This is a genomic window from Desulfovibrio desulfopostgatei, from assembly GCF_053570645.1.
This window is the reverse complement of the sequence record NZ_JBRBQS010000002.1, coordinates 1,466,590-1,485,727: the sequence shown is the minus strand read 5'-3', so window position 1 is coordinate 1,485,727 and position 19,138 is coordinate 1,466,590. Positions and strand designations below refer to the sequence as shown.

The 19,138-nt window shown below is 53.1% G+C and carries 13 protein-coding genes, 1 tRNA gene and 1 pseudogene; 6 read left to right on the top strand and 9 right to left on the bottom strand.

Annotated elements, in window-relative coordinates; translation table 11 throughout:
* Window positions 1–142: 142 nt before the first annotated feature.
* The 5 genes and pseudogenes from ACUZ9Q_RS06610 to ACUZ9Q_RS06590 all read right to left on the bottom strand — a co-directional run bounded on the left by ACUZ9Q_RS06610 (window position 143) and on the right by ACUZ9Q_RS06590 (window position 5,645).
* Window positions 143–1,633, bottom strand: a complete 1,491-nt coding sequence (locus ACUZ9Q_RS06610) for a 4Fe-4S dicluster domain-containing protein (protein ID WP_449247566.1) — start codon at window positions 1,631–1,633, stop codon at window positions 143–145.
* 3 nt (window positions 1,634–1,636) lie between these two features.
* Window positions 1,637–3,046, bottom strand: a complete 1,410-nt coding sequence (locus ACUZ9Q_RS06605) for an aldo/keto reductase (RefSeq protein ID WP_449247565.1) — start codon at window positions 3,044–3,046, stop codon at window positions 1,637–1,639.
* A 228-nt stretch (window positions 3,047–3,274) separates the two neighbouring features.
* On the bottom strand, window positions 3,275–4,039 hold the full coding sequence (gene larB, locus ACUZ9Q_RS06600; protein WP_192111675.1) for a nickel pincer cofactor biosynthesis protein LarB: 765 nt from the start codon (window positions 4,037–4,039) through the stop codon (window positions 3,275–3,277).
* Window positions 4,040–4,159: 120 nt separating this feature from the next.
* Window positions 4,160–4,948 (bottom strand): annotated as a pseudogene (locus ACUZ9Q_RS06595) (LarC family nickel insertion protein); the annotation flags it as partial.
* 160 nt (window positions 4,949–5,108) lie between these two features.
* The gene (locus tag ACUZ9Q_RS06590; RefSeq protein ID WP_227119121.1) at window positions 5,109–5,645 is read right to left on the bottom strand and encodes a flavodoxin family protein; all 537 of its coding nucleotides are present in this window, start codon (window positions 5,643–5,645) and stop codon (window positions 5,109–5,111) included.
* A 339-nt stretch (window positions 5,646–5,984) separates the two neighbouring features.
* Here ACUZ9Q_RS06590 and ACUZ9Q_RS06585 point away from each other — a divergent pair, with 339 nt between their 5' ends.
* The 5 genes from ACUZ9Q_RS06585 to ACUZ9Q_RS06565 all read left to right on the top strand — a co-directional run bounded on the left by ACUZ9Q_RS06585 (window position 5,985) and on the right by ACUZ9Q_RS06565 (window position 13,055).
* The gene (locus tag ACUZ9Q_RS06585; protein ID WP_449247564.1) at window positions 5,985–6,938 is read left to right on the top strand and encodes an AraC family transcriptional regulator N-terminal domain-containing protein; all 954 of its coding nucleotides are present in this window, start codon (window positions 5,985–5,987) and stop codon (window positions 6,936–6,938) included.
* A 235-nt stretch (window positions 6,939–7,173) separates the two neighbouring features.
* Window positions 7,174–8,166 carry an AAA family ATPase gene (locus ACUZ9Q_RS06580; RefSeq protein ID WP_449247563.1) on the top strand — a complete coding sequence of 331 codons (993 nt, stop codon included), beginning with the start codon at window positions 7,174–7,176 and terminating at the stop codon, window positions 8,164–8,166.
* A 3-nt stretch (window positions 8,167–8,169) separates the two neighbouring features.
* On the top strand, window positions 8,170–9,609 hold the full coding sequence (locus ACUZ9Q_RS06575) for a vWA domain-containing protein (protein WP_449247562.1): 1,440 nt from the start codon (window positions 8,170–8,172) through the stop codon (window positions 9,607–9,609).
* Between the two features lie 145 nt (window positions 9,610–9,754).
* Window positions 9,755–10,237, top strand: a complete 483-nt coding sequence (locus tag ACUZ9Q_RS06570; protein ID WP_215648612.1) for a hypothetical protein — start codon at window positions 9,755–9,757, stop codon at window positions 10,235–10,237.
* A 364-nt stretch (window positions 10,238–10,601) separates the two neighbouring features.
* Entirely contained in the window at window positions 10,602–13,055 is a 2,454-nt protein-coding gene (locus ACUZ9Q_RS06565; protein ID WP_449247561.1) for a response regulator, read from the top strand.
* 100 nt (window positions 13,056–13,155) lie between these two features.
* Here ACUZ9Q_RS06565 and ACUZ9Q_RS06560 read toward each other — a convergent pair whose 3' ends face one another.
* Both ACUZ9Q_RS06560 and ACUZ9Q_RS06555 read right to left on the bottom strand, forming a co-directional pair.
* Complete coding sequence (locus ACUZ9Q_RS06560; protein ID WP_449247560.1) at window positions 13,156–13,734, bottom strand: periplasmic heavy metal sensor; 579 nt, start codon at window positions 13,732–13,734, stop codon at window positions 13,156–13,158.
* A gap of 145 nt (window positions 13,735–13,879) precedes the next feature.
* Complete coding sequence (locus ACUZ9Q_RS06555; RefSeq protein WP_449247559.1) at window positions 13,880–15,535, bottom strand: multicopper oxidase family protein; 1,656 nt, start codon at window positions 15,533–15,535, stop codon at window positions 13,880–13,882.
* Between the two features lie 360 nt (window positions 15,536–15,895).
* On the opposite strand from ACUZ9Q_RS06555, the gene ACUZ9Q_RS06550 reads away from it, so the two are divergent.
* Window positions 15,896–16,351: a response regulator gene (locus tag ACUZ9Q_RS06550; RefSeq protein WP_233482831.1), complete on the top strand. Its 456-nt coding sequence runs from the start codon at window positions 15,896–15,898 to the stop codon at window positions 16,349–16,351.
* 20 nt (window positions 16,352–16,371) lie between these two features.
* On the opposite strand, the gene ACUZ9Q_RS06545 is transcribed toward ACUZ9Q_RS06550, so the two are convergent.
* On the bottom strand, window positions 16,372–18,180 hold the full coding sequence (locus tag ACUZ9Q_RS06545) for an ATP-dependent nuclease (protein ID WP_449247558.1): 1,809 nt from the start codon (window positions 18,178–18,180) through the stop codon (window positions 16,372–16,374).
* A gap of 591 nt (window positions 18,181–18,771) precedes the next feature.
* A tRNA-Arg gene (locus ACUZ9Q_RS06540) sits at window positions 18,772–18,848 on the bottom strand.
* Window positions 18,849–19,138: the final 290 nt, after the last annotated feature.

Sequence of the window (19,138 nt, the reverse complement as noted above, 5' to 3'; positions counted from 1 at the left end):
TCGTCACTCTGGCCGTTGCTGAACTGTTTTTCTGTGAAATCAGGCAAAATTGCAAATAACTGCCGGGGTCAAAACCGCAAGCAGCCATTGTTATTCACAAATCCCTCTTGTCTGCCGTGGCAGGTATGCACATCCAATCAGATCAGATGCGCCTCTGCTCCGCAACACCCTCCACATGGATTGCGGCAAAAGGGCGCGCCGGACAAACATACTCGCATGCGCCGCAGCCTGTGCAGCGCTCTGCATCTACAACCGGCTTTTTGGGGGCATCATCCGGCCCCACCAGATTGATCACCCTTGGAGGGCATATCTTGGCGCAAGCCGTACAGGCTACCTTGTCCGTCACGGTTATGCAGCTCTCAAGGACAATAACGGCCCGCCCGATCTGCATGGAGCTTTTTACTGCCGGAGTGACAGCCCGTATGGCCCCTGCGGGGCAGACTTCCGAGCAGGTCACGCAGTTGACGCGGCAGTAGCCCCGCTCAAAGGAAAGCGTGGGTTGCAGCATGCCGCTGCCCATATCCGATGCGCGCAACACCAGATTGGGACAGGCAGAAACGCAGAGCTGACACCCGGTGCAGCGCGCGCCAAGCATCTGCGCGGACTGCGCCCCCGGCGGCACAATGGCCGTTTGCCGCTCATGGCTCTGCCTGCGGGTAAGCGCCGGAATGGCCGAAGCGCTTCGGCCAAAGGCAAGCCCCGGCACGGCAACGCCAACCAGAGCTGCAAGCACGCTGCGCCGTGCGCCATTAAGCTTGCCTTCTGCCGCTGTTCCCGCAGGGGCTGTAGCCTGTGGCTGTATGTGCTCCTCCGCATGTCCTTTTGACAGCCTGGAGGCATAGCTGACGGCCCCCTGACGGCACACTCCCACGCAATTGAAACAGGCCACGCAACGGCTTGCATCAACGCTTCCGGCTTCTGCGTCAATACAGGATGCCTTGCAGGCCTTTTCGCACAGGCCGCACTTTTTACAAGCGCTTTCATTTATACGGAACTGGAATAGCGAAAATCGGCTTAAAAATCCCAGAGTGGTTCCCACAGGGCAGACCGCGTTGCACCACAGCCGTCCGGAACGCCACGACAAGCCCCCAACCACGGCAAGGGTGACAGCCGCTGCTGCCAGTGCTGCCAAACCTTTCTGCCACACCAGTGTGGGGGCGACACCATAGTTTCCCGCCCGTTCCGAGGCCCAGGCTAGCGCGTTGCTGCCTGTTGCCCAAAGGGGGGCCAGCAGATCAGCCGCCATACGGCCAAAGGCGCTGTAAGGTTCAAGCAGCGAAAAAACCAGAGGCACGCCCGTCAGCAGGGAAAATACAAAAATGCCAAGAAACGCCAGCCGCAGCAGGCTACGCGGGGAGGAGTAGCGGAAGCGGTACTTGCCAGCCCTTGCGCCGATAATGTCCTGCACCACGCCAAGGGGGCACAAGACAGAGCAGTAAATCCTGCCAAACACTAGCGTCAGCAGTGCTATGCCCGCCACAATACCCAGACTGCCCGCCAGCAGGGCAGGCACAAGCTGCACCTTTGCCATAAAGACCAGCGATGGAGCAAACAGCCCGCTCACATCCACAAACAGCAGACAGATTGCAGCAAAACAGAGCGCGGCCAGCACGATGCGAACGATCCGTAACATGGGCTATCCCTGCCTTGTTCTCAGATTTTCAACAAACTTGCCCAGACGCGCCATTTCATCCGGGATGGCGATCATCTGCGGGCAATGCGTGAGGCATTTGCCGCACCCAGTGCAGCGCGCCGCCTGCCGCAACTCGGGGACTGAACGCTCATATTCCACAAGGTAGGCCCGGCGGGCCTTTTCATAGTCAGGGTCGCGCGTCCCCTTGGGAATCAGTTCATCGTCAAGGCAACGGTTAAAGTGGGCAAATACAGACGGGATATCAACGCCATAGGGACATGGCATGCAATAGCCGCACGTGGTGCAGCGGATGTTTGACTGGGTCAGAAAAACATTCAGCGCCGCTTTGAGAACTTCCATTTCGCGGCCGGAAAGCGGCTCGTAAGGAGCCAGCGCCCGCAGGTTGTCCTGAAGGTGTTCCATATAGGTCATGCCGCTCAGCATGGTGATCACGTTGGGCAAGCCCGCCACATACCTGAAGGCCCACGATGCGCCCGAGGCCTCGAGCCTTTCCGCCTGAAGGATGGCAAGCGCCTTTTTGTTCAGCCGGGCAAGCCGACCGCCAAGCAGAGGCTCCATGACAATCAGCGGCAGGCCGCTTTGCTGCATTTTTTCAAACATCCACTGCGTGGGCGCAGGGTCTTTGGGAATGAATTTTGCCTGATTGGGCGCAATCTTGTATTCGTGCAGCATGTCGTGATAATTGAGCTGCACCATGGCAAAATCCCACGCGACGTCACGCGAGAGCAGATATTCCAGCGTTGGCGCATTGCCATGAAAAGACCAGCCAAGGTTGCGAATGCGGCCTTTCTTTTTCTCTTCAAGCAGATATTCGAGCACGCCGTTCTTTTCGTAAACAGTCTGATAGGCTTCTACAGACTGTATTGCGTGCAGCAAATAGTAATCAAAGTATTCTACCTTGCATTTTTCAAGCTGCTTTTCAAAAATTTCCCGGGCCTGTTCCCTTGTGGGCATAAGAAACGTGGGCATTTTGTCGGCCAGATAAAAGCTCTCGCGGGGGTAGTGCTGCAAGGCCTTGCCGATGACGCTTTCTGAAACGCCGCGATGGTACGGCCACGCCGTATCAAAATAGTTCACCCCGTGGGCAATGGCATAGTCCACAAGGGCAAAGGCCCCCTGCTCGTTCACTTCCGGCCCGGTGGGGCTGTCTGCACCCGGCAGCATGGGAAAGCGCATGCAGCCAAAACCCAGCAGCGATACCTTGTCCCCATTCTTGGGATTGACGCGGCAGGTCATCCTTTCCGCAGGCGGCACGGGCTTTGGCTGCTCAAAACTGGGCAAAAGGCGCAGCTTGTCCAGCCCGTAAAGCACCGCGCCCCCTGCAACGCCTGCCCCCGCGGCCTGTAAAAGGCGGCGCCGCGATACCCCGGAAGACTTATCATTCTTGTCCATAACAGCTCCGCAGTGGAAGTATGTTCAGGATATCAGCAGGCTGTCTGCCCGCTCTGTGTAGTGGTATGACTGCCATAAAGACAGCCCGGCAATATGCACAAGGCCTGCGCCTGTGCGGCATGCTGCCGGGAACAAAGACGCATGGCCCTGGCAGAACGCGCAATCACGCTGTCCAGATTTTGTGGGGGGAATATAAAGGCAAGTGTCCGCTGCCGGACCGTTCAGGTTTTAGGTTTTGCTGTTGCCCTCGCAGGCATTGATAATGCGGCAGGCGGCGCAGGCAGCGCCGAAGCCGTTGTCGATATTGGTCACAGTGACGCCGCTGGCGCAGGAGGTGAGCATGCCAAGCAAGGCGGACAACCCCGCAAACGATGCCCCATAGCCCACAGAGGTGGGAACCGCCACAACGGGCTGCGGCACCAGACCGCCGACCACGCTCGCCAGTGCGCCCTCCATGCCCGCAATCACAATGACGGCGCGGGCGGCAAGCACCTCCGGCAAGTTGTTGATCAGGCGGTGGATGCCCGCCACGCCTACATCTGCAAGAATTTTTGCGCGCACGCCAAGCATGCGGCAGGTCTCACGGGCTTCTTCCGCCACGGGCAGGTCAGAGGTGCCCGCGGTAACAATGGCAACTTCGCCCTGCTTCCAGACAATGGGCTTGACGACAAGCGTAAGGGCGCGCCCAAGAGGATTGTATTCGGCATTGGGGCACACCGACTGCACATGGGCCGCCATTTCTGCCGAAACCCTTGTGGCCAGCACATTGCTGCGGTCGCCCACGCGGAGGAATATTTCGCCCACCTGCTCAGGGGTTTTGCCCTCGCCGTAAATGACCTCAGGAAAGCCATTGCGCGCCGGACGCTGCAAATCAAACTTGGTGTGCCCAAGATCAAGCACCGAACTCTCGCGCAGCAGATTCATGCCATCGGCAACAGAGAGGCTTCCGTCCCTGATATCTGTGAGCAGTTTTTCCAGTGAACCACCTGACATACTTCTACTCCGACATGATCGGGCTTCATTGCCCGCGATCTTTATTTGCCCCGTACAATCTGTAGCGTCAAGATTACGCCAGAGCAGGCAGAATCAACTGGCTGGGCCAGCGACCGCAACTTCGTCCACTTCCGCAAGATGTACCCGCAGCATATTGGGCCGCTCTGTTTGGCGGTGGCCGATGCCGTAACCCGTGCTCAGGGTTGTCATGGCCGGGGCTGCCTTGAAGACATGGGCCAGAGCGGCAATGATGGCCGCCCCGGTTGGGGTTGTGGCCTCATGCTCCACCCCGCCGCGTGTGGTGGGGATGCCATGAAGAATCTCGACTGTCGCCGGGGCAGGAACTGGCATCATGCCGTGCGCGCAGCGCACAAAACCGCCACCAAGCTCCAGGGGCGAAGACCACACGGCATCAACATCAAGGGCATGAAAACAGATGGCTGCGCCCACGATGTCCACAATGGAATCCGTAGCGCCAACTTCGTGAAAGTGCACGTCTTCCAAAGCCTTGCCATGCACTTTGGCTTCTGCCTCGGCAATGCGGCGGAATATGTTCAGGCTCGTCTGTTTGACCGGGTCTGCCAGTGTGCTTTGCGTGATGATTGCTGTGATGTCGGCCAGATTCCTGTGGGGCAGGTGACTACCCTGCGCGGGGTTGTGCTCATGCCCGTGAGGGTGTTCATGACCGTGGCTGTGCCCGTGCTGGTGACCGTTCAAGCGCACATGAACCTGCATCCCCTGAATGCCGTTGCATTTTTCTGGCTGACACTGGAGCGCAAACTCGTCATCAATGGCGAGCTTGGCCAATTCTGCCTTGAGATAATCGGGGCTGACCCCAAGATCAATCAGGGCGGCCAGATTCATATCGCCGCTGATTCCGGCAAAGCAATCGTAATACAGTATCTTCATAAAGCCCCGGCAAGAGGTGTGCATCTGGAAAAATAGGGCAGGCTGCCGCCGCCCGTGCGCAATATAGGTATTTTGCCCGCAACAGGGAATAGACAATACAGTTTGATTCTTGCCTATTTCTGCATGATGGCGGCGATCCGGCACACCGCATGTGCTGCCTCTACACGTTTTTGCCCATTTCAAAGGCCTGCGCCATGCTGGGGGAGCCCTTTATATCACCCTTGTTCCACGCGCCAACGCCGTACACAACGCCCTTTTCCACCGATCCTTCAAGGCAGTAGGCAAAACCCCTGAAGCACTCGATGGTTCGCTCCATGTGCGACAAATCAGGGTCCGCAGCGGCAATAATGTAATACATGATCTTGTTCTTGATTTCAGTGTAGCGAGCAACTGTCCTGTCCATGAGGGCTTTTATCTGCGCGCTCACAGAATAGAAATACACGGGCGAGGCCAGCACAAGAACATCGGCCTTGATCATTTTTTCCAGCATGGTTTCCATGCCGTCCTTTTGCACGCAGGCTCCCTCATGGCTCTGGCAGTACCCACAGCCAAGACATGGAGCGATTTTATGTTCCTGCACAAAAATCTTTTCCACCTTATGGCCTGCCTCCTGCGCTCCCGCCATAAACTGCTCGCACAAGAGATCAGAATTACCGCCCTTGCGTGGGCTGCCGCAAAAAATCAGGATGTTTTTCATTACTCGCTCCATATGCTGCTTTGTAGGTATTTAATCCCTTGCCAGTTGCTGGTCAGACGCAGATTCTAGCTATTCAAGGGCGTTTTTGTGAACTTCAACCCAAATATTTAAACTATTACTTTAACTTTTTATCAGGCATTTTTGCTGTCAAACTGCCTTTGCGTCAGGCACGCAAACGTGCTCGCTATACCCCAGCCGCTGCTTTATTCTTTTAAGAGCCTTAGCAAAAAGCGTATAGTCCGATTCTCCCAAATTATTGCCCGATTGTCCGATGATTCAAACTATTGTGTTGTTTTTATCCATGCTCTTCTGGTAAAAAGCCAGAAAGGGAGAACGACCATGCCCCAGCAAGACAAAGAAAAATGCGACATGCTCAATATTCAGCGGCAGGCGCTGGCCCGCAACATTGCCCGCCAGACCGAGCAAAACCACCGTCTGGAAACGGCAGTGCCGGGCCTTGTGCTTGTGCGGTACGAAGCGCCGACCCAGCCCGCAAGCTGCATGTACGAGCCAACTATCTGCCTTGTTGCCCAGGGTGCCAAGCGCGTTATGCTGGGGGGTGAAGAATATCTGTATGATGCCAACCACTACCTGATTTCTTCTGTCGGCTTGCCGGTGGTGGCAAATGTGGTGGAGGCCAGCCCGGAAGTGCCGCTGCTGGGCATGGTGCTCAAGCTTGATATGCGCATGCTGGCCCAGATGATGGTGGACAGCAATCTGCCAGTCACACGCGCGGCAAAATCCGGGCGCGGCATGCGGGTCAGCGAGGTGTGCATGCCCTTGCTCAACGCCTTTCAGCGGCTGCTTGACCTGCACGACCACCCGCAGGATATCGCCGTGCTCTCGCCCCTGATTCACAAAGAGATACTTTATCGCCTTCTGCTGGGCGAACAGGGGCATTATCTGCGCCAGATCGTAGCTGCTGGCAGCCATGGCTTCCAGATCGCGCAGGCCATTGACTGGCTCAAGAAAAACTACGTCCAGCCCTTGAAGATAGACAGCCTTGCCAGACAGATCGGCATGAGCACTTCAACCTTCCATTTGCATTTTCGCGCAATGACCAGCATGAGCCCGCTGCAATACCAAAAGTGGATGCGCCTGCACGAGGCCAGACGCCTCATGTTCATGGAGCATCTGGACGCCACCAGCGCCGCCTTTCAGGTGGGGTACGAAAGCCCCTCGCAATTCAGCCGCGAATATCGCCGCCAGTTCGGCACGCCGCCCCTGCGCGACATTAAGGGGCTGATCAGCACCCAAAGCGACTGCACTTCCAGCAGCCACAAGACAATGTGAAGCCATCCGCACACTAAGGGCACTTTGAGTTTGCGATGCTGTGCGGTGGCAAGGCTCGCGCCGAAGCGGGGCAACCTCCCCCGCCATGCCTCTATTTCTTCGTGTCCATCTCCTGCATTTTTGACTGATATTGACTTTCATTTTCTTTTCCTTCATTTTCCTGGTTCATCAAGTGCCTCAGCCGCGAACAAATGCACGCTGCCCTCCTCCAATCACAGCTAGTTCAGGAAGAAACATGACGCCTTTACAGGTTATTTCCGCTCTGCAGACCCTCACCAGCATTCATCAGCCCGTATTTTTGTGGGGCGCGCCGGGAGTGGGCAAAAGCCAGATAGTGTCCCAAGTCGCCGCCATGCGGGGCATGGCCCTGCGCGATATCCGCGCCGTGCTGCTTGACCCCGTTGATCTGCGCGGCTTGCCGCGCCTTACAGATGCTGGAACCGCCGTATGGTGCCCGCCTGCTTTTTTGCCAGGGGCGGGCGACCCACCGCAAGGCATACTCTTTCTTGATGAACTCAACGCCGCCCCGCCGCTGGTGCAGGCGGCCTGCTATCAGCTCATACTCGACAGAGCCATTGGCGAATACCGCTTGCCGGATGGCTGGTCTATCGTGGCCGCTGGCAATCGGGAAAAGGACAAGGCAGTCTCGTACCGCATGCCTTCTGCCCTGGCTAACCGCATGGTGCATCTGGAATTTGACGCCAGCCTTGACGACTGGCTCGCCTGGGCGCAGGGAGCGGGCATTCGCCGCGAGGTATGCGCCTTTTTGCGTTTTCGCCCCCGGCTGCTGCACGATTTTGACCCGCAGCGCATGGAAAAAGCCTTTGCCTCGCCCCGCTCGTGGGAATTTGTTTCGCGCATACTGGAGGCTACACCTGCCCACGAGGTGGAATACGAGCTGTTTCAGGGCACAGTCGGCCCCGCAGCCGCGGCGGAGTTCATGGGCTTTCTCTCCGTATGGCGCGAGCTGCCCACGGTGGATTCCATCCTGGCGCAGCCAGAGGCCGCAATGGTGCCTCAGGAGCCAGCCGCCCTGTACGCCACGTGCGAGGCGCTGAGCCTGCGCGCGGCAGAAGACACCATGGATGCCCTTACCGCCTATGCCGAGCGCCTGCCCGCAGAATTCAGCGTATTGCTGATGCGCGACGCCGTCTGCCAGAATACGGATGTGGTGAACACCCCGGCCTTCAACCGCTGGGCAGAAAAAAACGCGGAAGTTCTGCTCTAAGCCATGCACACATTCGAGAACCAGCCATCTACCCAGCAAAAGCCAACCGCAACCGCAGCGGACGCTGATGCTGCAACTCTGGCGGCCCAGCACTGCATCACGCACGCCCGCGCAGCGTTGGTCATGGAGCATCCCTTCTTCGGCTCTCTGGCCCTGCGCCTGCGCTTAAAGGCAGACCCAACCTGCGCAGATATGTGGACAGACGGCAAAACCCTTGGCTACAACCCGGCATTCTCCACGGCCCTTTCGCAAAAATCGCTGGTGGGGGCAATGGCGCACGAGGTTCTGCATCTGGCCTTCGGGCATCATCTGCGCCGCAAGGGGCGCGATGCAAAACTGTGGAACCGCGCCTGCGATCTGGCAATCAATCACATCTTGGTGGAGTCCGGCTTTACCCTGCCTCAGGGCTTTGCCCACAATCCGGCCTATGCGGGCATGAATGCGGATGAAATTTTTGACGCATTGGCAAGCCTGCAAGACGCCCCCACCAACAAGGGCGGGCAGAACGCGCAGGTTGCGCAGGGCGCGGAACAGACAGAAGGCGCTGGCGCAGCGGCCTTTGATGGTGGCAAGCAGACAGAGCAACCGGAGCAGCCCACCCCGCAAGGCGCGCAAAACAGCAAGCAGCAAAAGGACGAAGACGCCGACCCGCAGTCCGCCGCTGGCAACAAGGCCGCAGCCAAACGCGAAAAAGGCCGCCCGGAACAATCAGAGGGCAAAACCAGCTTCACCGGCGAGGTGCAGGATCACCCAGATGCGCAAGGCATGCAGAGCGATCAGGCCCTCAAGGCCGCCGAGCAGGAGGCGGATATAGCCATGATGCAGGCCATGCAGCGCGCCCGCAACATGGGCAGCATGCCCGCAGGTCTGGCCCGTCAGCTTGACCGGGCGTGGCGGCCCAAGCTGGACTGGCGCACGCTTTTGCAGCGTTTTTTGGAGCAGTGCGCGCAAAACGACTATTCGTGGACAACGCCCAACCGCCGCTATCTGTACCAGAACATCTACCTGCCTGCCCGGCGTGAGGCCCGCCTGCCCCACGTGGCGCTGGCCGTGGACTGCTCCGGCTCTGTGGACGAGCAGGCGCTGGCCATGTTTTGCGCAGAGCTTGCAACCGTGCTTGAAGCCTACGACACCACGCTCACAGTACTGTTTCATGACACCAAGGTGCAGAAAACCCTAACGCTTACGCGCATGGACATGCCCGCCAGCCTGGCGCCAGTTGGCGGCGGCGGTACGGATTACCGCCCTGTGTGCGCCCATATTGAAGACGAGCGGCTGGCCCCCACCTGCCTGATCTGGTTTACCGATCTGGAGTGCGACCGCTACCCCGCCGAGCCGGAATATCCTGTGCTGTGGATTTGCAGCGCCCCGCACGAGCAACAGCCGCCATTCGGTCAGGTGGTATGCCTGACGGAACCTGCGGCCGCGCTGGGCGCGGTCTGAACCGACCGCCAGAATTAAGCGCATTAACCAATTGCCCGAGCCGCCCACAGCAGGCCCCCAGCATCGGCCAGCGGTTTGCCGCATGCGTCAGATCAGCAAATGATGCCAGCCTCCAACCAGCACCCAAGCACCACACGAGGTCGCCATGCATATTGAATGGAAAATAACCAAAAAACGAGGCTACATGCGGCCCATCCTGCAATATTCCGTGCGGCTTGAAGAACACGAAAAAGCCCTGGCCCTGCCCATAGTAAGCATAGTTTCAACCATTCCGCAGCCAGAAGAAGAGCGGCAGGATTACTGCTATCCCGGCCTGTTCGAGCGGGCGCAGGGCTACACCCCCACCCGTTTTCACACCCTTGAGGCACCATCGCACAAAGGGCATTCGTGGACACGCAGCCTCACCCTGCCCTGGCGCGAAACCAACGAATACCCGGAAGTGGAAGAATCGTTCCAGCGCCTGCGCGCCGCCCTGGAAGCAGAAATTGAAAGGGCAGACAACAGCCAGCCCATGAGCGTGAGCGGCACCGTACAAACCTCTGCCGCCGCCAAGGTAATGCTTGCCCCCAACCTGCTTGCAGAGCGCTTTTTGCGCCTTGCCGCAGGAGCACAAGCCGCAGGGCAATAACTATAATGATGTGTTACTGCAAATATGTGAACATGGACATGCTTTTAATTAGCAACCTAACAATAAAAAAATGGTTACATACTGCGCGTAAAAATCATCACACATCTATCAGCATAAAATATATGGTTTTTTAAATATTGAAATAAACTCATAAGATATGAGTATTATTTTGACATAATCATCATACGACTGTATATTCACAAAAATTCTGATTCATACAGACAATACAAGGCATTTTCCAAGTCATAACTTGTTATTAGTCTGTTTTTCCTGCTTCACCTTCCCGCATCACCAGATACACCGCACATCACAAGACCACGGGCCTGAGACTGATAACGTGCCATAGGCTGACTGAGAGGCTGCTATGCGCATCAAGTACAAGGTTTGGTGCCTTACCGCTGCAATTATCAGCATAATCGTTTGTGCTGATATCTATTTTGGTTATCGCGAAATTGAGTCTTCCATCCGCACAGAATTGCTGCGTGATGCAGAGGACTTCCGCGCCATTATCATGTCCACCCGCCGTGTTTATCAAAAACAGTTCATTGAAAGCGACCTGCCCGTAACCGATGCCACCATCGGTTTTTTGCCTGCGCATGCGCTCTCCAGAATTTCGGCAGAATTCCATAACTGGAGCACCAGCGGGCTCAGGTTCAGCAATGTGTCTGACAGGCCGCGCAATCCCGCCAACATGGCAAATCCTCTTGAGCTTGACGCCCTGGCATGGTTCCGGGCCAACCCTTCCGCCAAAAGCCGGATGGTTGAAGTGAAAGAGAACGGCCTTTCCTTCTATCACTATACCAGCCCCATCAAGGTTGAAGAATACTGCCTGCGATGTCATGGCTGCCGCGAGAACGCCCCCCAGGCCATTGCTGCGGCCTATGCTGATTCATACGACTACAATGTTGGCGACCTCCGTGGAGTTTTGAGCATTTTCTTGCCGTCTGAAGAACTGCGCCACCAGTATTATTCTGAATGGATATTCCAGATTGTGATGCACATTCTGGGGTATCTTGTGCTCTTGCTTGCGCTTGGCTCCCTGCTCAACAAATACGTTGTTGCCCGTTTGGCGCGGTTGGAAGAAAGCACCCAAAAGCTCGCCGCAGGCGATTACAGCGCGCGGGTCGATACAATGGGCAAGGATGAAATTGGCGATCTGGCCGAATGCATCAACAGGATGGGCGCTGAAATCCAGAAGCGCGAGCAAACCCTGCGCGAGAATGAGGAGCGCTTCCGCCTGACCACAAACAGCATCAAGGACGCGCTGATTCTGCTGGATTGCTCCGGGCACATCATCTTTTGGAACAAGGCGGCGGAGACCATTTTTGGCTATACGGCAGACGAGGTGATGGGGCGCGTTTTGCACGAATTTTTGGTGCCGCCCCGCTATCGCGATAAAATGGCTGAAGGTCTGAAAGATTTTTGCCTCAGCGGCCAGGGGGATTTTCTGGGTTCTGGCGTTGAATTGAGCGCCCTGCGCAAGGATGGGCAAGAATTTGCCATTGAGCTTGCGCTGTCTACCATGAACATGCAGGGTCGGTGGATTGCCATCGGACTGGTCAGGGATATCACAGAGCGCAAGCAGGTTGAGGCCGAGCTTGCGGCCCACCGTGAACGGCTGGAGGCGCTGGTGGAGTCGCGCACCCAGGATCTGATTATTGCCAAAAATGCGGCAGAGGCTGGCAGCGTTGCCAAGAGCGCCTTCCTCGCCAACATGAGCCACGAGATTCGCACCCCCCTGAACGCCATCACGGGCATGATCCATATTTTGCGCAAATCGGGCCTCACCCCCAATCAGGTGGAAAAGCTCACCAAGATCGAGATCGCCAGCAGTCATTTGCTGGAAATCATCAATAATGTTCTTGAATTATCAAAAATTGAAGCCGGAAAGTTCGTGTTGCAACATGTGCCAGTGCATGTTTCTACCCTGCTTGAGAACATCACTTCCATTCTGGGGCAGAAGGCGCAGGAGAAAGGCATTGAGCTGATTGTGGACGCTGCGCCAGAAACCTGCCCCGTCTATGGCGATGACAGCCGGTTGCAGCAGGCCCTGCTCAACCTCGCCACCAATGCGCTCAAGTTTACGGATCACGGCTATGTTAAGGTGGCAGTGCGCCCGGAATCGCAGACAGACAGCACTGTGACGTACCGCTTTGAGGTGGAAGACACAGGCATTGGCATCAACCCGGAAATGCAGCCGCGCCTGTTCAGCGCATTTGAGCAGGCGGATAATTCCATGAGCCGCAAATACGGCGGCACAGGCCTTGGCCTTGCCATCACCAAAAAGCTTGCGGAACTCATGGGCGGTAAGGCGGGGATGACCAGCGTGGAGGGCAAAGGCAGCACGTTCTGGTTCACTGCCGTGTTGCGCAAAGACGCGCCCCCGCACAACGAACCAACCAGAGTCAGCGCTGAGGATGCGGAACGCACCATCCGGCAAAAGCTTGGCAGCAAGCGCATTCTGCTGGTGGAAGACGAGCCTATCAACCGTGAGATTGCCCAGGCCCTGCTGGAAGACGTGGGCTTTATCGTTGACCTTGCGGAAGACGGCGGCAAGGCCATTGAGCGGGTGCAGGCCGCTACCTATGACTTGATACTTATGGATATGCAGATGCCGCACATCAACGGACTGGAGGCCACCAGGCAGATTCGCCTGCTCCCCGAAGGGGCCGCAATCCCCATTATCGCCATGACAGCCAACGCCTTTGCCGAAGACCGGGAACTGTGCATCGAGGCTGGCATGAACGACTTTATCGCCAAGCCCGTTTCAGTGTCGCTGCTCTACCAGAAGCTCTGCGCGTGGTTGCAGAAGGGGTGAAAAAGGCAAATTGCCACTAGCTAAAAATAATTGGGGCCGGAGGATTAACAAATCCCTCGGCCCCAATCCATATAATCAGATTTTGTTCAACGATCTTCTTTTATTGCTTGTGTCCTTCGTGTCCCGCGGGCGCTTGATCCGCTGCGGCTGCAGGGGGAGTCTGCCCCATGGCATCGTGCTTCATGCCGCCCATCATTCCACCGCCCATCATGCCACCCATCATGCCGCCGTGCAGATCTTTGATGCCAAAATCTTTTGCAATTTTGTCTTCAAAGGCTTCACGCTCAGATTTGAGTTTGCTGAAAAGCTGCGCAAGCTCGGTAGCAGTCTTGCTTACAGCCTTCACATCCGGGTTTGTCGCATGTTGCAGGGCTTTCAGTTCTTCATGCTTAACAAACAATGCCTGCTGCGTGGGCTCAATTTTTTTGCTGTAATCCTTCAGGGCTGCGTCAAACGGAGCCACCTGTTCGGGCTTCAGCTGACCTTTGACATGCTTGACCATACCGGGAGGGATTGCCCCCATGCCCATATGCGGCATCATGGGGTCCATTTCAGCCCCCCCCATCATGCCACAACCTCCCATTTTTCCGTCCATGGCCGCCGCTGTGGTTGAATAGGCAGTGGTGCCAACCATTGTTGCGGCCAGAAGGATGGGAAGAATAATTTTTGAAGATTTCATGAGCGTTCTCCTTTTTTGAGGGCGCGACTTTTTTTGAATACGTTTTTATTACATATCAAATTAATATGAAATGTCCAGCTAGATAAGTCTCACATACTGGGCAACCCTGCTGCCAGCGTTCCACGCGGGGCTGCGTTCTCACAGCCTAGGCAATTTTAACATTAAGCATCATCCCTTGATCTTCATGCTCAAGGTTATGGCAATGAAAGAGGAACAGTTGCTCCCCAGGATATTGCGGGCTGGAAAAATCGATACTCACAGTGACCGTCTCACCAGGCCAGACCAGTACGGTATCCTTGTAGCCGAGATCCGTAGCAAGCCGCCCGTGAGCATCCACAGCACGATTTTTCACTTGCGTGGGGCTGCCGCTCCTTTCCTGCACACGATAAAAGTATCCATGCAGGTGCATGGGATGGGGCATGCTGGCTTTGGCATTACTGATACGCCAAATTTCAGGGCCACGTTTTTTTACAACTATGGGCAAACTGTTCATATCAAAAGTGTGATCATTAATAGTCCAGCCGCCCATATGCCTCATGGCTAAACTAATGGGGCGATCAAATCCCTCGATGCGGGGGGCGGGAATGTCAAAAAGATTCGTTGGTAGTTTTCTGGCATAAGTAACCTTTTTATCCACCAGCAGCCTCAAAACGGGATAAGTGCTGCCCTCGCCCAGACTACCGTGACTTCCGGCATGTCCACCAGCGCCCATAGCATGCTGGCTACCGCTGCCGTTCGCGTGACTCATGGAAGCTGCGCCTGTTGAATGCTCCATGTTCATCATGCCGCTCATTCCCATCATTTCTCCTTCATTGTGCATGGGATCGAAGGGCACATTTTGAAGAAATATTTCGTTCCCCAGGGAGAAGCTGCTCATATCCAGCAGTATGTCCGCGCGCTCACCGGGGGAAAGGAAGAGGCCGTCAATTTGTTGTGGTGCAGGAAGAAAGCCGCCATCGTTGCCGATCAGCAGGAAGGGAAGCTGCCTGCCATCTGAAATGAACGAAAGGTTGTAGATACGGGCGGTGGATCCATTGAGCAGGCGGAAGCGGTACAAACGTGTGGAAGTTTTGAGTGTGGGGTTGCTCTGGCCGTTGACCAGTATGGTGTCTCCCATATAGCCCATCATCAAATCATCCTTGGATGGGGAATAATCCAGGCGGCCATCATGTGTAAGGCGCTTGTCCTGAATTACAAGGGGAATATCTGTCTCGCCCAGGCGGAAATCATATTCTTTGGCAAAGGATTCTTCCTCGTCATCACGGACTATGAAGAAAGAAGCCAAGCCCATGTATGCTTGTTTTGCCGTCAGACCGTGGGGATGTGGATGATACCAGTAGGTACCTGCCCGGTTTGTGATTGGAAAAGAATACTCATAGCTACTCTTCGGCCCAATGGCATACGATGGATGCCCTGCCTGTTTCCAGGGGCAGTCTACGCCATGCCAATGAATGATGGTTGGCTCATCAAGGCCGTTTACTAGCGTCGTTTCAAAAGGCTGCCCTTTGCGCAATACAAGGATAGGGTTCAGGTATGACTCTCCTTTATACTGGGCAGAATAGGCAAGCATGGACGCGCCCGTTGCGGGCAGTGCTCCTTTTACCTCCGCTGCCGTGAGAGTAAATTTTTCTTCAGGGGCGAGCAGCCCAAAGAGGCCCGACTTGCTCGGAACTGGTAGTTGCGTAGAATTAAAATTTGTCGTTGCGGCTTGGAGTAAGCCTCCAAAGCCAAGGTCAGCACCGATTGCGAGCAGGACTGCTGTAGATGAAAGAGACAGGAATTTTCTACGACTTTGCTGCATCTGGCACCTCTCAGAATGGTTATCCCTAAGCCTGGAGTTGCTAACGCTGGTGAGTCAAAAGACCTTATAAAAAATTACTCTAGTCATACCGCATTAGCAAGCACATAGACGCTTTCAATACACATCTATCTGAGATTGCTTGCTTCTTATTGTGAAGAATCAGACCGTTACGATACAACACACAGTATATGCTGAGGCAATTAAAAATACATATGCTTTAACGTTCCACCTCATGCTATTTCGTTCCTTGTTAAACTACTTTAAAATAACAGCCGAAGCCAAAAACAAAAATATAGTTCTGCAGCCGAAGCCAAAAAAGACAAACACCTCGCAGAAAAAAATCTTTTTCGCTTCGCTGCCGTGCTGCGCAAAGACGCGCCCCCGCACAACGAACCGACCAGAGTCAGCGCTGAGGATGCGGAACGCACCATCCGGCAAAAGCTTGGCAACAAGCGCATTCTGCTGGTGGAAGACGAGCCTATCAACCGTGAGATTGCCCAGGCCCTGCTGGAAGACGTGGGCTTTATCGTTGACCTTGCGGAAGACGGCGGCAAGGCCATTGAGCGGGTGCAGGCCGCTACCTATGACTTGATACTTATGGATATGCAGATGCCGCACATCAACGGACTGGAGGCCACCCGGCAGATTCGCCTGCTCCCCGAAGGGGCCGCAATCCCCATTATCGCCATGACAGCCAACGCCTTTGCCGAAGACCGGGAACTGTGCATCGAGGCTGGCATGAACGACTTTATCGCCAAGCCCGTTTCAGTGTCGCTGCTCTACCAGAAGCTCTGCGCGTGGTTGCAGAAGAGGTGAGGGAATGTCTTGCACCTCATTTAGTTAAAATATTTTGAAAATACTTTTTGCATCTTTTTCCTCCAACTTTTTGGAACATCATCCCATGTCTGCCCCCAGCTAGTTACATGCTGATATGCTTTAAATGGCTTATCACTAGTAGGAGCAGGATACCCCAACTCGTCTTCAATACATGTGTGTAAAAGCAACACAAAATCACGATCACCAACAGCTTCCATAATTTTATCGTTAAACTGTTCCGCTCCAGCTGTACCGGTGTCAGCGTCATGCACTACAAAAGGCTTAATACCAAATGCTTGAAGGTATTTTACAAGTGAGATTATAACTGGTTTACCTCTCGCCTTAAAAATTTGAACGCAAGAATAAATTTTCTTACGTATTGCTTCTGGCATTCTGCGAATGGTTTCACGAAAGACTATTTCCTCAGTATCACCCTCAACAATAACAATATATTCTGCAAAAAATATCCGAGAAGCATAATCATCCATTCGTAACAACATTTTAATATATTGCCTATCATCATTTTGTAATTCTAAAAACTTTTCTGTAATTGAAAATGGGTTACAACAAATTCCAGTTCCATCATGGCGCAAGCAATTCAAAACCTGCCGTTCTTTTTTGTTCAGGTCGACCATGAAAGGGGAGTGTGTCGTGCACACAATCTGAACGTCACCTTTAGTAAGTTCATATATAGTATCACGCATTTGATTAGCGGCATTCGGATGCAAGTATATCTCAGGTTCTTCAAAACCGATTATAAATCCACGTGTTGGTTCTTTTCCACGCGCTGAAAACCATTGTTGCCGAAATTTTAGTAAAGCAAAAACAGCAGAACGGATCATTCCTGATCCTTGTAAGGAAATTGGAGTTCTTACGTTACTTGACATTGAATATTGAAAACAAGGTTTAATTACATTTTCAGCTTTTGATAAGTCTGCCTTTGCATAAAATTGTGCCTGATCAAAGACACTCCCTAAAACATCATTCAATTCATTCATTAACATTCCAAATTGCGTATTTTCATCCGATGGATCAAGCTCAAGTGACAGATCTTGAAGATATTTTTCAGCCTTTTTATAATTTTCAGATACACTTCTAACTTCATTAAATAATTCATTCATTATTTTTTCAAGAGCACCACTTTTTTCTGTTATTTGTAATCGCCCATCATCAATTGGAATAGAAATAAACACTGGAAGCTTTGACGCAAAAATTGCAGAAAATCCACCAGGATTGCTGACCCATAAAGGCTCACTATTTTCAGTGACCCAAGCATTATTATACTCTTCAAGTAGTACTCTTTGCTTGGGTGAAAGTTTACCAGAGTCTTTTCCGAAAAAATCTATTGCACCTTCCGGAGTCATTCCAGCAGCAATCAAATCTTCAATACTATTTGCAGAATCAAAACCTGGCGCAGGATTTCTCTTATACGATAAGACTTCTACAGTCGGATCAAGGCTATCAATCTTGAATGTCTTTTTATATATTATGCTTAATCCAGATTCGTTGCTTCCTTGGGGCACAACATAAGGCAACAGTCGGCCTCTGAATCCACGCCATTCTTTCGCTTCCTCAGGAACGTCACGAAACTCCCCCTCTAAAACAATAGTGTCAGTCAAACCACATTGATTTCCTTCATCATCAATACATTGATGAAAATCATCAACGCTAATTGAAGACTTTCCAGGCTTCAATAAATGCTCTATTGCTGCAAATACACTACTTTTCCCAACATTATTTGATCCGATTAAGAACGTAGCATCACCAAATACGACTTCGGCATTGTATATTCTTCGAAATCCTTGGATTTTAATTTTATACAGCTTCATTTTTTCTCCATTTACATATGTTTTATGCAGTATCAACAAAAAAACCACTACAAGTAGTGGAAAAGTTTAATTACTTCCGCCTTATTATTTACTCAGCTACACTTAAGCCAAAAGGTCTGAACTTAAACCCTGAAGGAGTCTCAAGTTCCCACAGAATCCGAAAGAAGTTGAGGACTGCATCAATAAAAGTTCAAAAATTGCTTTCATAAATAATATAAGTTAAGTGGGTTGCAGCAATAAACTTTTTTATGGAAGTGCCATGTTTCATAAACACCTCCTTTTTATTAAGACAAAATATCTTGTGAGTTGCCCTCGCAGCACAAAACTTCTGTCTTTAGGCGTAATATATTTTAAATATAAATTAGTTCAACCAACTTATATGATAAAAAATATCTAATATTACTATTTTAGCGAACAAAATTAGAATATTACATGCTATATTTTTTAAATATTATTATGTATTTTTAAAAAACTTACGGGATTTTACAAATCATCAAGCATTATTGAAATTGAAATTTTTTATTCTACCACCACGACTTAGTACAAAGGCAAAAAGGGCACATGAAGATCATCTTCATGTGCCCTTAAATATGGTGCGCCCGACAGGAATCGAACCTGTGGCCTACAACTTAGGAGGTTGTCGCTCTATCCAACTGAGCTACGAGCGCAATCCGAATTTTGTAGTAATTCTTTAGGGTCATGTCAAGCTAGGCGTCTACGGTTCCACAGGCAGCAAGCATCTTGTACATGGCTGGCACTTTTGCCGCGCGTGGCATGGGTAAGAATCCAAGTTACGCTGGCGGGGGAAAAGGCCAGGTGCCGATAATTGCCGGACTCCCCGCAACTATGGCCTGCAACAGGCAGTCTACAACTTAGGAGGTTGTCGCTCTCCCGGTAGGCGCAAGGGGGGCCGCGTAACTCAAGACGAATGCGCGGCCAAGCCGAACCACAGCAGTTT